A 14,597-nucleotide genomic window follows, 5' to 3' on the forward strand; every position below is an offset into this window, starting at 1 on the left:
CGCGCACGGGCCCGCGGATCACTCCGGGAGGGTGGGCCGCACCAGCCCGCTCTCGTACGCGGCCACCACCAACTGGGCCCGGTCCCGGGCGCCGAGCTTGGCCATGGCGCGGTTGACATGCGTCTTGACGGTGAGCGGGCTGACGTCGAGCCGAGTCCCGATCTCGTCGTTGGACAGCCCCCCTGCCACCTGCGTCAGCACCTCGCGTTCGCGGGCGGTGAGCGCTTCGAGCCGGGCCGCACCGCGCCCCCCGGCCGCCGGGTCGTCCACGTCCACGGCGCCGCCCTGGGCCAGGAACCTGGCTATCAGCCCCTTGGTCGCCACCGGCGAGAGCAGCGCGTCCCCCTTGGCCGCCGTCCGCACCGCGGAGAGCAGCTCACCCGGCTCGGCGCCCTTGCCCAGGAACCCCGAGGCCCCGGCCCGCAGCGCGGCGACCACGTACTCGTCCACCTCGAAGGTGGTCAGGATGACGACCCGGGCCTCGGCCAGCGCCGGGTCGGCGCTGATGGCGCGGGTGGCGGCCAGCCCGTCGGTGCCGGGCATCCGGATGTCCATCAGCACCACGTCCGCACCCTGCTCGCGCACCAGCGCCACCGCCTCGGCGCCGTCCGCCGCCTCGCCCACCACTTCCATGTCGGGCTCGGAGTCCACCAGCACCCGGAAGGCGCTGCGCAGCAGCGCCTGGTCGTCGGCGAGTACGACACGGATCATGCGGGGGTCTCCTTACGGGGCGCCGTCGTCTCCAGCGGCAACCGTACGTGGACCCGGAATCCGCCGCCGGGCAGCGGCCCGGTCTCGCAGACGCCGTGCAGTGCGGCCGCCCGCTCCCGCATGCCGACGAGGCCGTGCCCGCCGGTACCGCCCGCGGCCCGCCCCGGCTCGTCGCCGTCCGCGGGGTCCGCCGCGTCGTCGCGGACGGTGTGCGTGGTGCCCGCCCCGTCGTCGACGACGACGATCTCCAACGCCTCCGCGTCCCGCTCTATCCGCACCTCGGCGTGGGCCCCGCTGCCCGCGTGCTTGTGCACGTTGGTCAGGGCCTCCTGGACGACCCGGTAGGCGGTCAGGTCCACCGCCGAGGAGAGCGGTGCTCCCCCGGCGGGCGGCGGCGCCTCCACGGCGACGGACATCCCCGCGTTGCGGAAGCCGTCCACGAGGTCGTCCAGCACCTCCAGACCGGGTGCGGGTTCGGTGGGCGCGGTGCTCTCCCCGGACTGGCGCAGCAGCCCCACGGTGGTCTGGAGCTCTGCCAGGGCGTGCCGGCTGGCGTCCCGCACGTGGGAGAGGGCCTGCTTGGCCTGGTCCGGACGCCGGTCCATGATGTGCGAGGCCACCCCCGCCTGGACATTGACCAGCGCGATGTGGTGGGCGACCACGTCGTGCAGTTCTCGGGCGATGCGCATGCGCTCCTCGGCGACGCGTCGCCTGGCCTCCTCCTCACGAGTGCGCTCGGCGCGCTCGGCCCGCTCCCGGATGGCGTCGACGAAGGCCCGCCGGTTGCGTACGGCCTCGCCGACGGCGGCGGCCAGCGCGGTCCAGGCGAAGATGCCGAGGTTCTCCTGCGCGTACCACGGCCGGGCCCCGAAGAGCATGCTCGCGCCGGTGAGCACACCGACGCTGGCCGCACCGACCTGCCAACTGGTACGGCGGTCGGTGGTGTTGCTGACGGTGTAGAGCGCGATGACGGCGGCCGAGACGAGCGGCGCCTCCGGCGCCGAACCGCCGGTGGGCCCCTCGCCCGCGGCCAGCGCGAGGACCGATATCGCCCCGGTCAGCAGCAGCACCGGCATGGGGGCACGACGGCGCAGCGCCAGTACCCCGCAGGAGAGCGCCGCCAGCAGCACCGTCTGCCCGCTGATCTCGCGTTCCGCGAACCGCGGCTGGCCGTCGGGTCCGTGCGGCTCCGTCGAGGCGCCGAGGAGGATGCAGCAGAAGGTTCCGACAGCGATGAGGGCGTCGACCGCGTGGGGATGCGCGCGGAGCCGCTCGCGGATGTCGCGGAGGGTTACAGCAGGCACCGTATGCCCTGCTCTCCTGGTGTGTGTGCCGTCGTGGTCTGCGTGCGGGTCGTGGGGCGGGCGGGGGAACGGGGCACCGGTCCGTGCGGCGCCGGTCCGGGGAGGCGCGGGTCGCGGGCTAGCCGGGGATGAGTCCGTCGTCGCCGAGCATCTTGCGCACCTCGTCCAGGTCGGCCTCGGGTGCGGGCAGGATCAGCTCGGAGGGTTCGAGCGCGTCGTCGGGCAGCGGGCTGCCCAGGCGGCGGACGGCGTCGAGCAGCGCGCGGAGCGTGCGGCGGAAGCCGGCCTCGTCTCCGCTCTCCATCTCCTCGAGCAGCTCGTCATCCAGCCGGTTCAGTTCGGCGAAGTGGCTGTCGTCCAGTCTGACCTGGCCCTCGCCCATGATCCGTACGATCATGCCGTTCTCCTCCTCAGGCTGCGCGGGGTGCCGCTGGGGCCCGGTTCACTCCTTGTTGAACCTGGGTGCGTCCTGCTGTTGGCCGTCGGCCTGGCCCTCCTGGCCCTGGCCCCCCTCGATGGCCTGCCGGTCGCCGCCGCTGCCGCCGGCCAGCTCCGCCTTCATCCGCTGCAGCTCCAGTTCCACGTCGCTGCCGCCGGAGAGGCGGTCGAGTTCGGCGGTGATGTCGTCCCTGGCCATGCCGGAGGGGTCATCCAGCGCCCCGGAGGCCAGCAGCTCGTCGATGGCGCCGGAGCGGGCCTGGAGCTGAGCCGTCTTGTCCTCGGCCCGCTGGATGGCCATGCCGACGTCGCCCATCTCCTCGGAGATGCCGGAGAACGCCTCACCGATCCGGGTCTGCGCCTGGGCGGCGGTGTAGGTGGCCTTGATGGTCTCCTTCTTGGTGCGGAAGGCGTCCACCTTGGCCTGCAGCCGCTGCGCCGCCAGGGTGAGCTTCTCCTCCTCGCCCTGCAGCGTCTGGTGCTGCCCCTCCAGATCGGTGACCTGCTGCTGGAGGGCGGACCTGCGCGAGAGCGCCTCCCGGGCCAGGTCCTCGCGGCCCAGCGCGAGCGCCTTCTTGCCCTGCTCCTCCAGCTTGGAGGACTGCCCCTGCAACTGCGTCATCTGCAGCTCCAGGCGCTTCCTGGAGGTCGCGACGTCCGCGACGCCGCGGCGCACCTTCTGCAGCAGCTCGAGCTGCTTCTGGTACGAGTAGTCGAGCGTCTCACGCGGGTCCTCGGCCCGGTCCAGGGCCTTGTTGGCCTTCGCGCGGAAGATCATCCCCATACGCTTCATGACACCGCTCATGGGCCTCGCGCGCCCCCTTCGTAACGGACTCAAACCCTCGGCAACCTACAGACCCCAGGGTACGGGGCTGTCTTCCATTACCGCACCGTTCGAGTGCGGAAACGCTCCTCCGTGAGGACGATCAGCCTCCCGCCCTCTCCGGCGCAGGGAGTAGGCACCCGTCCGCGACAGGGACCGGTGATTCCGGTCCCTACCCCTGGGGGCTGCGGCCCACTCCGCGGCACACCGTACTCTTGAGGTGTGTTCCGTAGCCGTTCGAAAGCAGGGCAAGCCGGCTCATCCCAGGTGATGGCGGCCGAGCCCCACCAGCCCCGCGACCCGCAAGCCCCCAAGGGTCGCCCCACTCCCAAGCGCAGCGAGGCGCGCGGTCCGCGCCGCCCGATGGCCTCCGGGCCGCAGAGCCGCAAGGACGCGGCCAAGCGGCAGCGCGAGGCTCGCCGGGCCGCGCTGGCCAAGCAGCGCGAGGCGCTGGCCAGCGGGGACGAGCGCCACCTGCCCGCACGCGACAAGGGCCCGGTGCGGCGCCTGGCGCGCGATTTCGTGGACTCCCGGTTCAGCGTGGCGGAGTTCTTCCTGCCGATGGCCGTGATCATCCTCGTCCTGAGCATGCTGCCCTCGCTGCAGGTCAAGAACATCTCGCTGCTGCTGTGGCTCGTGGTGATCGTGCTGATCGTCATCGACTCCATCGGCACCACGGTGCGGCTCAAGAAGCGGATCCAGGAGCGCTATCCCGACGAGAACCGCCGGGGCGCCATCGCCTACGCGCTGATGCGGACCCTGCAGATGCGCCGCATGCGCCTGCCCAAGCCGCAGGTCGCCCGCGGCGAGAAGCCCTGATCAGGCAGGAGCTGGTCGCCCGGCAGCTCGAGGAGCGGATCGCCGCGCACTTCGAGGTGGGGCGCCGGCTCCGAGTACTGGACGCCGGGCTGGGCGACGGCGCGCAGGCGCTGCGGCTGGCGCGGGCCGGTCACCAGGTCACCGGCCTGGAGTCCGATCCGGCGCGGCTCGCGGCACTGGACGCGGCGCTCGCGGAGGAGCCCGAGGGCATACGCGCCCGCTTCCGCACCCGGGCCGGCGGCGGCCAGGACACCGGGGCGCACTTCCTGCCCGGCACCTTCGACCTGGTGCTCGGCCACGACGTCCTGGGCCGGTCCCGGGACCCGGACAGCACGCTGGCCGGGCTGGCCCGGGTGCTCGACACCGGCGGGCTGCTCTCGCTCGTCCTGCCCAACGTGGCGGCCCGGGCGATGCGGCCGGCCCTGGCCGGGGACTGGACGGGCGCCCGTGCGGCGCTGGAGGCCGAGCCCGGCGAGCGCGACCGGTTTCTCCGGCTGGAGGCCCTGACCTCGTTCCTCGCCCGGATCGGAGTGCCCATGGACCGCTGGTACGGCGTGGGAGTGCTCGCGCCGGGCGACCCGGCCGCGCCCGCCGAGGCCCTGGAGGCAGAAGAGCGCGCCTGCCGCATGGACCCCTACCGAGGCGTGGCCGAGTCGCTGCACCTGTTCGGGGTGCGGGGCTGAGAACGCCGACCGTGCCGGGGCCGTCCGAGCCGTGCCGGGGCCCGCGGGCCCCGGCACACGCTGCTTCCGGTCGGCCCCCGCGGATCCGTCCACCGGCCGGGGGCTCCGGCGTGCGCGGCCTCCCCCGGCTCCCTCGGGGACGGCCGCCCGTCAGCCGGCGGCGGGCCGGAACTCGGGGGGCTCGCGCAGCTCGATGTCGCCCGGCTCGATGCCCTGTTCCCGGGCGAGGTGGGCGAGGGTCTCGGAGCGGGCCTGCTCCGGGGCCTGGGTGTCGATGAAGGCCCCCAGCCATTCCCCCGTCCGCCGGTTGTAGGCGAGCTGCCGGGCGGCCGCGGCGCTGCTGATGGTGCCCGTCTCCTCGACCGTGAAGTCGGTGCCGATGGCCGCCTTGGCCACGTGGGCCGCGCAGACGTCCATGAAGCGGGGGCTGGGGCGCTCGTCACCCCCGTGGAAGAAGGCCTCGACCGCGTCGGGGCCGCGAACCGACCGTTCGGCGAAGATCCCGGCCTTCTTCAGCGTCGCCAATGTCCGCTCCACCTTCTCGGCCGGGCCCCGCAGCACCACGTAAACCGCACCTCGTACGTCCATGCGCACCGAGGGTAGCGGCTGTCGGACACCGCCGAATACCAGTTGCCGGCCGGACCGCAGCGCGAAACCCCGGCCGGGAGCGCGGCGGGCTCCGTGGTGCGCGGGGGCGCCGCCCGCGTCACCCGTCGGCGGCGTCCCCGGTGTCCGCCTCCGAAGCCGAACGCAGGCTCATCGGCCCGTAGACGGTGCTGCCGTCCTCCTGGAGCGTCACCTGATCGGTACCGCCCTCCAGCAGTTCCCGCCACACCTCGCCGATCCACGACTCGGCGTCCGACTGGGTGGGGAACTCCTCCGGCTCCACGGCCGGTTCGGTCTCCGTGCCGTCGGCCTTCTCGAACCGCCACGTCCACGCCATCAGTGCCTCCGTAAGATCGCCGGTTGCTCCCGGAAGCGTAGTCCCCCGTGCGCACGCGACGGCAGGTCACGAGACGATCGGAGGGTGGAACTCACTCTGCTCGGCACCGGCGGTCCCGCCGGCCTCCCGCTGCCCGACTGCCCCTGCGCCCGCTGCGCCGCCGCCACCGGCAGCGAGGCACGGGCGGCGACGGCGGTACTGGTGGACAGCACCCTGCTGCTCGATCTGACCCCGGGACCGGCGTTCGCCGCGGCGCGGGCCGGGCGGTCGCTCAGCGGGGTGCGACAGGTGCTGCTGACCCATCCGCACGACGGCCCGGCCCCGGAGGTGCCCGCCGGGCTGCCGGCCCCCGTCCGGCTGCCGGACCGCCAGGAGCTGGCGCTGATCAGCGGGCACCGGGTGCGGGCCCTGGCGCTGGACTCGCCCGGCACCGGCTATCTGGTCACCGGCCCCGACGGGGAGCGGCTGCTCCACCTGCCGCCGGGCGCCGCCCCCGCGGGGGTGGGAGGCGGCGCCGGGCACGGCGGTCTCTGCGACACGGTGCTGATGGACGTCGCCGGGCGGCCCGACGCGCTGGCCGGGCTGCGGGAGGCGGGCCTGGTCGGCGCGGGCACCGATGTCGTCGCCGTCCACCTGGGGCACGCGGTGCCGCCGGGCGCGGAGCTGCACCGGCGGCTGGCCGCCGCCGGAGCCCGGGCCGTGCCGGACGGTACGACGCTCACCGCCGGCGCGTACCACGGCGGAGCGGACGGCCCGGAGGTCCCGCGCCGGACACTCGTGCTGGGCGGAGCCAGGTCGGGCAAGTCCGTGGAGGCCGAGCGGCGGCTGGCGGCGTTCCCCGGGGTGGTGTACGTGGCGACGAGCGGTACCCGCGACGGCGACCCCGAGTGGGCGGCGCGGGTGGCCGAGCACCGCGAGCGGCGCCCCGCCTCGTGGCGCACCGAGGAGACCTGCGACCTGGTACCGCTGTTGGAGCGGGAAGGGCCGCCGCTGCTGATCGACTGCCTGGCGCTGTGGCTGACCCACACCATGGACGAGGTGGAGGCGTGGGACGACACCCGCTGGGCGCGGGGCGGTGCCGCCGAACTGTCCGCGCGGGTGCACACGCTGCTGGAAGCCGTACGCCGCACCCCGCGGCTGCTGGTGGCGGTCAGCAACGAGGTGGGGTCCGGGGTGGTGCCGGCGACCCCGGCCGGCCGCCGGTTCCGCGACGAACTGGGCAGGCTGAACGCGCGGTTCGGCGAGGAGTGCGAGCACGTGCTGCTGACGGTCGCCGGAGTGGCGCTGCCGCTGCGGTGAGGGGCCGGGACCGGCCGACGGCGCCGGCCCCCGCTCTCCACACTCCGCTGAACTGCCGTACGGGGGCTGCTGAAGCCGCCGTGCCACTCACGTACGCTCGGCGAGCATGAGCGAGCGCAGCCTGGATCTGGACGACTTCTCCGACCTCATCGAACGGCCGCACGGCGGCCTGCGCCGGGAGGCCGAGGAACGGCGGGCGCTGACCGGGCTGCCCCCGCGGGCCCTGGGGCGGCTGGAGGACGTGGCCGAATGGCTCGGCTCCGCGCAGGCCCGGGTACCGGTGCGGCCGGTCGTCCGACCGCGCCTGGTGGTCTTCGCCGGGGACCACGGCATCGCCGAACTCGGCGTCTCCACCCGGCAGCCGGGCACCGCCGCCGAGCTGGTCCGCGAACTGCTGGACGGCGCCTCCCCCGCGGGCATCCTCGCGCGGCAGTTCGAGGTGCCGGTGCGGGTGGTCGACATGGCGCTCGACTGCGACCCCGGGACGCTGCCCGCCGAGGTGACCCGGCACCGGGTGCGCCGCTCGTCGGGACGCCTGGACACCGAGGACGCGCTGACCCCCGAAGAGGCCGAGGAGGCGTTCCGCGCGGGGATGTCGCTCGCGGACGAGGAAGCCGACGCCGGGACCGACCTGGTGGTGCTCGGCGACCTGAGCGTCGGCGGCACCACTGCGGCCGGAACACTGATCGCCGCGCTGTGCGGCACCGACGCGTCGGTGGTCACCGGACGCGGCGGGGGCGGTATCGACGATCTGACCTGGATGCGCAAGTGCGCCGCCGTGCGGGACGGGCTGCGCCGGGCCCGGCCGGTGCTGGGCGACCAGCTCCAGCTGCTGGCGGCGGTCGGCGGCGCCGACCTGACGGCGATGACGGGCTTCCTGCTGCAGTCCGCGGTACGGCACACCCCGGTGGTGCTCGACGGTGTCGTCTCCGCGGCGTGTGCGCTGGTCGGCCAGCGGGTGGCGTTCCGGGCCCCGGACTGGTGGCTGGCGGGCCAGGCGGGCAGCGAACCGGCACAGGCCAAGGCCCTGGACCGGCTGGCCGCCGACCCGCTGCTGGAGCAGGGCGTCGAGCTGGGCGGCGGCACCGGTGCGCTGCTGGCGCTGCCACTGGTGCGGGCGGCGGCGGCACTGGCCGCCGAACTCCCCGTGCGGGAGAGCCCGGTGGCGGACCCGGAGAAGCCGGACGCGGACCCGGACGCGGAGCGGACCGGCGGGGCGGAGGCCCTGGACGCCACCTGAGCACCGGCGGGTGCCGGGCAGCAGGCCGAGGCGGCGCCGCGTCCTCGGCCCGTGCGCGGCCCGCTCACTCCGGCGGATGCCCTCCGCCCGGCCCCGGGGCCGGGCGGAGGGCACGGGTAGCCTGCTCGGCCATGGACGCCTCCTCCCCCGCCGGTACTCCCGCCGGCACCGCTCGGGCCTCCGCGGCCGAGGGACTGCGGTTCGCCTTCGGCACGTTGACCGTGCTGCCGGTGCGGGTCGCCCGCTGGGACCGGCCGGCCGCCCGCGCGGGCATGGTGTGCGCCCCCGCGGTCGGGCTGGTGGTGGGGGGCCTCGCCGCCGCGGCGGGGGCCGCACTGCTGCTGGGCGGCGCCTCCGCACTGCTGGCCGGGATCGCGAGCACGGCGGTGCCGGCCGTGCTGACCCGGGGACTGCACCTGGACGGGCTGGCCGATGTCGCCGACGGACTGGGCAGCGGGAAGCCCGCCGAGGCGGCACTGCGGGTGATGAAGCAGTCCGACATCGGACCCTTCGGCGTGGTCACCCTGGTGTTCGTGCTGCTCGCGCAGGTGGCCGCGCTCGCCGAGCTGTACGCCCGGGGGTGGGCCGCCGGTGCGGCCGGTGCGGTGGCCGCCGCCGTCGCCGCCCGCGGCGCGCTGACCCTCGCCGCCCGCCGGGGCGTACCCGCCGCACGGCCCGAGGGGCTGGGGGCCGCCGTCGCGCAGTCCGTGCCGCGGGCGGCGGCGCTGATCGCGGCGGGCTGCTGCGCCGTGCTGTCGGCCGGGTACGCCTGGCCGGCGGGCCGCACCGCCGCCGCGGCGGCAGCGGCCGGTACGGTCCTTGGGCTGTGCGCCGCCGAGCTGCTGCTGCGGCACTGCGTACGGCGGTTCGGGGGCGTGACGGGGGACGTCTTCGGCGGGGTGGCCGAGGCGGCGGCGAGCTGCACGCTGATGGTGGCGGTCCTGCTGTGAACGCCACGGCCCGCCCCTGACGGGCCGGAAGGTGGCAGGAGGACCTGCGACGGGAAGAAGAGGGCGGGCATACCATGCCCGGAGCGTCCGAAACCGGAGGCGCTTCCCACTCCGGAGCCCTGTCCAGGAAGAAGGTCTTTCCCACGTGTCTGCACTGACTCTCAGCACCTCGTCCGCTGCGACGCTGCGCGCGGACGCTGTCGTCATCGGTGTCGCAAAGGGCGGCTCCTCCGGCAAGGCCCGCCGGGCGGGCGGTCCAGCCGTCGTCCTCACCCCCGGCGCGGAAGCCGTGGACAAGGCGTACGGCGGGAAGCTGGCCGCGACGCTCGAGACACTCGGCGCCGGCGGCGGCGAGGGCGAGGTCACCAAGCTCCCGGCTCCGGCGAGCGGGGTGAAGGCCCCGCTGGTGCTCGCGGTCGGCCTGGGCGACGCCCCCGGCGAGCAGGAGACGTACGGCACCGAGGCGCTGCGCCGGGCGGCGGGGGCCGCGGCGCGCGCGCTGGCCGGCAGCCGGAAGGCCGGGTTCGCGCTGCCGCTGGAGGACGCCGAGGCGGTGGCTGCGGTCGCCGAGGGCGCGCTGCTGGGCGCCTACTCCTTCACCGCGTACCGGGGCAAGGGCAGCGAGTCCGCGGACGGCAAGGACGCCTCGGCGCCGCTGGCGGAGGTCGCGCTGCTCGGCGGCAAGCCGCGGGACAAGGCCCACAAGGCGGCCGTCGACCGGGCCCTGGTCGTCGCCGAGGAGGTGCACCGCGCCCGTGACCTGATCAACACCCCGGCCAACGGGCTGGACCCGAAGGCGTTCGCCGCCGAGGCCCGCGCCGCGGCCAAGGCGCACGGACTCACCTTCGAGGTGCTGGACGAGAAGGCGCTGACCAAGGGCGGCTACGGCGGCATCCTGGGAGTCGGCAACGGCTCCTCGCAGCCGCCGCGGCTGGTGCGGATCGGCTGGTCGCACCCGAAGGCGAAGACGTCCCTTGCGCTGGTCGGCAAGGGCATCACCTACGACTCGGGCGGCATCTCGCTCAAGCCGGCCGGCCACAACGAGACGATGAAGTGCGACATGAGCGGCGCCGCCGCCGTCTTCGCCGCGGTCGTCGCCGCCGCCCGGCTGGGGCTGCGGGCGAATGTGACCGGGTGGCTGGCGCTCGCGGAGAACATGCCGTCCGGCTCGGCCACCCGTCCGGGTGATGTGCTGACCATGTACAGCGGCAAGACCGTGGAGGTGCTCAACACCGACGCCGAGGGCCGGCTGGTGCTGGCGGACGCGCTGACCCGGGCCGGCGAGGAGGCGCCGGACGCGATCGTGGACGTGGCCACCCTGACCGGCGCGATGGTGCTGGCGCTGGGCAACCGGACCTTCGGGATCATGGCGAACGACGACGGGTTCCGCGGCGCCGTGCACGAGTCGGCCGAGGAGGCGGGCGAGGCCGCCTGGCCGATGCCGCTGCCCGGGTACCTGCGCAAGAGCATGGACTCACCCGTCGCCGACCTCGCCAACATCGGCGAGCGGATGGGCGGCGGACTGCTGGCCGGGGTCTTCCTGAAGGAGTTCGTCCCCGAGGACACCCGCTGGGCGCACCTGGACATCGCCGGCCCGGCCTTCAACGAGTCCGGCCCCTTCGGCTACACGCCCAAGGGCGGCACGGGCTCGGCCGTCCGCACGCTGGTCCGGCTCGTGGAGCGCACCGCGGAGAGCGGTCTGGACTGAACCACGCGGCGGGTGCGGGTCCACCGGGCCCCGCGCACCCGGCGCGGCCCCGGCCGCCCATCGGCGCCGGTGGGCGGCCGGGGCCGCACGCCCGGGCCCGGTTTTCCCGGGTAGCGGGGGCCCGCGTCCCGGTTTCCGGCAACAGGTGCGAAGATGGATGACCGGCAGGACAGGGCCCCGCACGGCTTGACAGAAGCCGACACGACAAGGGCCGAGCAGACACACAGCGGCCGAACCTCAAGCCGCCCGGTCACAGGAGACCGGCTACGGCGTACCCATGCATGGAGGACGTGACGTGGCGAACGACGCCAGCACCGTTTTCGACCTAGTGATCCTCGGGGGCGGCAGCGGCGGTTATGCCGCCGCCCTTCGCGCCGCGCAGCTCGGTCTCGACGTCGCCCTGATCGAGAAGGACAAGCTGGGCGGTACCTGCCTGCACCGGGGCTGCATCCCGACCAAGGCGCTGCTGCACGCGGGCGAGGTGGCCGACCAGTCCCGCGAGAGCGCCGAGTTCGGCGTCAAGACCTCGTTCGAGGGCATCGACATGGCCGGTGTCCACAAGTACAAGGACGGCGTGATCTCCGGCCTCTACAAGGGCCTGCAGGGGCTGGTCGCCTCCCGCAAGGTCACCTACGTGGAGGGCGCCGGCCACCTCTCCTCGCCGACCTCGGTCGACGTCAACGGCCAGCGCTACGAGGGCCGCCACATCCTGCTGGCGACCGGTTCGGTGCCGAAGTCGCTGCCGGGTCTGACCATCGACCACGAGCGCATCATCAGCTCCGACGACGCGCTGGTCATGGACCGGGTCCCGAAGTCCGCGATCATCCTGGGCGGCGGCGTCATCGGCGTCGAGTTCGCCTCGGCGTGGAAGTCCTTCGGCGCGGACGTCACCGTCGTCGAGGGCCTCAAGCACCTGGTGCCGGCCGAGGACGAGAACAGCTCCAAGCTCCTGGAGCGCGCCTTCCGCAAGCGCGGCATCAAGTTCAACCTGGGCACCTTCTTCGACAAGGCCGAGTACACCGACGGCGGCGTCAAGGTCACCCTGGCCGACGGCAAGGAGTTCGAGGCCGAGGTGCTGCTGGTCGCCATCGGCCGCGGCCCGGTCTCCGAGGGCCTGGGCTACGAGGAGGCCGGGGTCGCCGTGGACCGCGGCTTCGTGACGGTCGACGAGTACTGCCGCACCGGCGTCCCGACGATCTCCGCCGTCGGCGACCTGATCCCCACCCTGCAGCTCGCACACGTGGGCTTCGCCGAGGGCATCCTGGTCGCGGAGCGGCTGGCGGGCCTGAACCCGGTTCCGGTGGACTACGCCGGGGTACCGCGCGTGACCTACTGCAACCCGGAGGTGGCCTCGGTCGGCCTCACCGAGGAGCAGGCCAAGGAGCGGTACGGTGCCGACAAGGTCGTCACGCTCAAGTACAACCTCGCGGGCAACGGCAAGAGCAAGATCCTCAAGACGGCAGGCGAGGTGAAGCTCGTCCAGGAGCGCGACGGTGCCGTGGTCGGCGTCCACATGGTCGGTGACCGCATGGGTGAGCAGGTGGCCGAGGCCCAGCTCATCTACAACTGGGAGGCGCTGCCCGCCGAGGTGGCCCAGCTCGTCCACGCCCACCCGACGCAGACCGAGGCGCTCGGCGAGGCCCACCTGGCGCTGGCCGGCAAGCCGCTGCACTCCCACGACTGACCGCCGAGTTCGAGTCAGGGCGCGACCCATCCGCACAGCTTTGTAAGGAGCAACAGGAACCATGGCGGTTTCCGTAACCCTGCCGGCGCTCGGCGAGAGCGTGACCGAGGGCACCGTCACCCGATGGCTGAAGGCCGAGGGTGAGCACATCGAGGCCGACGAGCCGCTGCTCGAGGTCTCCACCGACAAGGTCGACACCGAGATCCCGGCCCCCGCGTCCGGAACCATCTCCTCCATCAAGGTCGCCGAGGACGAGACGGTGGAGGTCGGCGCCGAGCTGGCCGTCATCGACGACGGCTCCGGCGCACCGGCCGCGGCGCCGGCGGCCGAGGAGCCCGCCGCCGCACCGGCGGCCGAGCCCGAGCAGCCCGCGGCGCCGGCCCAGCCCGAGCCCGCCGCGGCCCCCACCGCCGGGGGCGGCGCCGAGGGCACCGACGTGGTGCTGCCCGCCCTGGGCGAGTCCGTCACCGAGGGCACCGTCACCCGCTGGCTGAAGCAGGTCGGTGACGAGGTCGAGGCCGACGAGCCGCTGCTCGAGGTCTCCACCGACAAGGTCGACACCGAGATCCCGGCCCCCACCGCCGGTACTCTGCTGGAGATCAGCGTCGGCGAGGACGAGACGGCGGAGGTCGGCGCCAAGCTGGCCGTCATCGGTGCAGCCGGTGCCGCGGCGCCGGCACCGGCCGAGCAGGCTCCGGCGGCCCCCGCGGAGCCCACCCCGGCCCCGCAGGCCCCCGCTGCCGCTCCGGCGCAGCCCGCGGCGCCGCAGACGCCTCCGGAGCCCTCGCAGGCCCAGCCCGCCCCGGCGCAGCCCGCACAGCCGGCCCCGCAGGCCCAACCCGCCCCGGCGGCTCCCGCTCCGGCTGCGGCCCCCGCCCCGGCCGCGCAGGCCCCGGCCGCACCCGCCCCGGCTCCGGCTCCGGAGAGCGACGGCGCCTACGTGACGCCGCTGGTCCGCAAGCTGGCCGCCGAGCAGGGCGTCGACCTCTCCGCGGTGCGCGGCAGCGGCGTCGGCGGCCGGATCCGCAAGCAGGACGTCATCGAGGCAGCCGAGGCCAAGAAGGCGCAGGCCCCGGCCGCGGCGCCCGCCGCCGCTTCGGCCGCCCCGAAGTCGCCGAAGCTGGAGCCGTCGCCGCTGCGCGGTCAGACGGTGAAGATGCCGCGGATCCGCAAGCTCATCGCGGACAACATGATGAAGGCGCTGCACAGCCAGGCGCAGCTCTCCACCGTCGTCGAGGTGGACGTCACCCGGGTCATGCAGCTCCGGGCCCGGGCGAAGGACTCCTTCGCGGCACGCGAGGGCGTCAAGCTCTCGCCGATGCCGTTCTTCGTGCAGGCGGCGGCCGAGGCGCTGAAGGCGCACCCGTCCGTCAACGCGCGGCTGAACGACGACGGCACCATCACCTACCACGACGTGGAGAACATCGGCGTCGCGGTGGACTCGGAGAAGGGCCTGATGGTCCCGGTCATCAAGGAGGCCGGGAACCTCAACCTGGCGGGCATCGCCCGCAAGACCGCCGATCTGGCCAAGAAGGTCCGCGAGGGCGGGCTGGGCCCGGACGACATGTCCGGCGGCACGTTCACGATCAGCAACACCGGTTCGCGGGGCGCGCTCTTCGACACCATCATCGTGAACTACCCGCAGGTCGCCGAGCTGGGCATCGGTGCCACCGTGCGCCGCCCGATGGTGATCAACCACCCGGACCTGGGCGAGACCATCGCGATCCGCGACATGGTCTACCTGACCCTGTCCTACGACCACCAGCTCGTGGACGGCGCCGACGCCGCCCGCTACCTCAACGACGTCAAGGCCCGCCTGGAGGCCGGCGAGTTCGAGGGCGAGCTGGGGCTGTAGCCCGCGGTCGCCGCGTACCGAAGGTGCCCCCGCCACGGTTGTGGCGGGGGCACCTTTCGTGGCCGGCGCCGTACTGGACGGCCCACCGGGCGACGCGGCCGGTGCGGCCTCTGCACGCCGGACATTCCGCGGTCCTGCCT

The 14,597-nt window shown here is 74.4% G+C and carries 14 protein-coding genes; 8 read left to right on the forward strand and 6 right to left on the reverse strand.

Translation table 11 applies throughout. The features are described 5' to 3' along the window. Positions 1 to 18 precede the first annotated feature (18 nt). The 4 genes from P2424_RS07440 to P2424_RS07455 all read right to left on the reverse strand — a co-directional run bounded on the left by P2424_RS07440 (position 19) and on the right by P2424_RS07455 (position 3,258). The gene (locus P2424_RS07440) at positions 19 to 711 is read right to left on the reverse strand and encodes a response regulator transcription factor (RefSeq protein ID WP_276474987.1); all 693 of its coding nucleotides are present in this window, start codon (positions 709 to 711) and stop codon (positions 19 to 21) included. After that, positions 708 to 2,015: a histidine kinase gene (locus P2424_RS07445; RefSeq protein WP_276474988.1), complete on the reverse strand. Its 1,308-nt coding sequence runs from the start codon at positions 2,013 to 2,015 to the stop codon at positions 708 to 710. Before P2424_RS07445 ends, P2424_RS07440 begins: the two co-directional genes overlap by 4 nt. A 118-nt stretch (positions 2,016 to 2,133) precedes the next feature. Beyond that, entirely contained in the window at positions 2,134 to 2,412 is a 279-nt protein-coding gene (locus P2424_RS07450; protein ID WP_276474989.1) for a hypothetical protein, read from the reverse strand. Between the two features lie 45 nt (positions 2,413 to 2,457). After that, the gene (locus P2424_RS07455) at positions 2,458 to 3,258 is read right to left on the reverse strand and encodes a PspA/IM30 family protein (RefSeq protein ID WP_276474990.1); all 801 of its coding nucleotides are present in this window, start codon (positions 3,256 to 3,258) and stop codon (positions 2,458 to 2,460) included. 240 nt (positions 3,259 to 3,498) lie between these two features. Between P2424_RS07455 and P2424_RS07460 the strand changes: the two genes are divergently transcribed. Beyond that, on the forward strand, positions 3,499 to 4,095 hold the full coding sequence (locus P2424_RS07460) for a DUF3043 domain-containing protein (protein WP_276474991.1): 597 nt from the start codon (positions 3,499 to 3,501) through the stop codon (positions 4,093 to 4,095). After that, on the forward strand, positions 4,092 to 4,778 hold the full coding sequence (locus P2424_RS07465) for a methyltransferase domain-containing protein (protein WP_276478864.1): 687 nt from the start codon (positions 4,092 to 4,094) through the stop codon (positions 4,776 to 4,778). The genes P2424_RS07460 and P2424_RS07465 overlap by 4 nt, the downstream gene beginning before the upstream one ends. Before the next feature lie 150 nt (positions 4,779 to 4,928). Here P2424_RS07465 and P2424_RS07470 read toward each other — a convergent pair whose 3' ends face one another. After that, positions 4,929 to 5,366, reverse strand: a complete 438-nt coding sequence (locus P2424_RS07470; protein ID WP_276474992.1) for a hypothetical protein — start codon at positions 5,364 to 5,366, stop codon at positions 4,929 to 4,931. Between the two features lie 118 nt (positions 5,367 to 5,484). Next, entirely contained in the window at positions 5,485 to 5,721 is a 237-nt protein-coding gene (locus P2424_RS07475; protein WP_276474993.1) for a hypothetical protein, read from the reverse strand. Between the two features lie 84 nt (positions 5,722 to 5,805). Between P2424_RS07475 and P2424_RS07480 the strand changes: the two genes are divergently transcribed. From P2424_RS07480 to sucB, 6 genes are all read left to right on the forward strand, one after another. After that, a complete protein-coding gene (locus P2424_RS07480; RefSeq protein WP_276474994.1) occupies positions 5,806 to 7,020 on the forward strand; it encodes a bifunctional adenosylcobinamide kinase/adenosylcobinamide-phosphate guanylyltransferase in 1,215 nt (404 codons plus the stop codon). A 106-nt stretch (positions 7,021 to 7,126) separates the two neighbouring features. Then, positions 7,127 to 8,260, forward strand: a complete 1,134-nt coding sequence (locus P2424_RS07485) for a nicotinate-nucleotide--dimethylbenzimidazole phosphoribosyltransferase (protein ID WP_276474995.1) — start codon at positions 7,127 to 7,129, stop codon at positions 8,258 to 8,260. A gap of 131 nt (positions 8,261 to 8,391) precedes the next feature. Continuing rightward, the gene (locus tag P2424_RS07490; protein WP_276474996.1) at positions 8,392 to 9,210 is read left to right on the forward strand and encodes an adenosylcobinamide-GDP ribazoletransferase; all 819 of its coding nucleotides are present in this window, start codon (positions 8,392 to 8,394) and stop codon (positions 9,208 to 9,210) included. A gap of 145 nt (positions 9,211 to 9,355) precedes the next feature. Next, positions 9,356 to 10,918 carry a leucyl aminopeptidase gene (locus P2424_RS07495; RefSeq protein WP_276474997.1) on the forward strand — a complete coding sequence of 521 codons (1,563 nt, stop codon included), beginning with the start codon at positions 9,356 to 9,358 and terminating at the stop codon, positions 10,916 to 10,918. A 277-nt stretch (positions 10,919 to 11,195) separates the two neighbouring features. Then, on the forward strand, positions 11,196 to 12,602 hold the full coding sequence (lpdA, locus tag P2424_RS07500; protein WP_276474998.1) for a dihydrolipoyl dehydrogenase: 1,407 nt from the start codon (positions 11,196 to 11,198) through the stop codon (positions 12,600 to 12,602). A 61-nt stretch (positions 12,603 to 12,663) separates the two neighbouring features. Then, positions 12,664 to 14,457, forward strand: a complete 1,794-nt coding sequence (gene sucB / locus P2424_RS07505; protein WP_276474999.1) for a 2-oxoglutarate dehydrogenase, E2 component, dihydrolipoamide succinyltransferase — start codon at positions 12,664 to 12,666, stop codon at positions 14,455 to 14,457. Positions 14,458 to 14,597: the final 140 nt, after the last annotated feature.

It is taken from the genome of Streptomyces sp. WMMB303 (assembly GCF_029351045.1).
Taxonomy (GTDB): domain Bacteria; phylum Actinomycetota; class Actinomycetes; order Streptomycetales; family Streptomycetaceae; genus Streptomyces.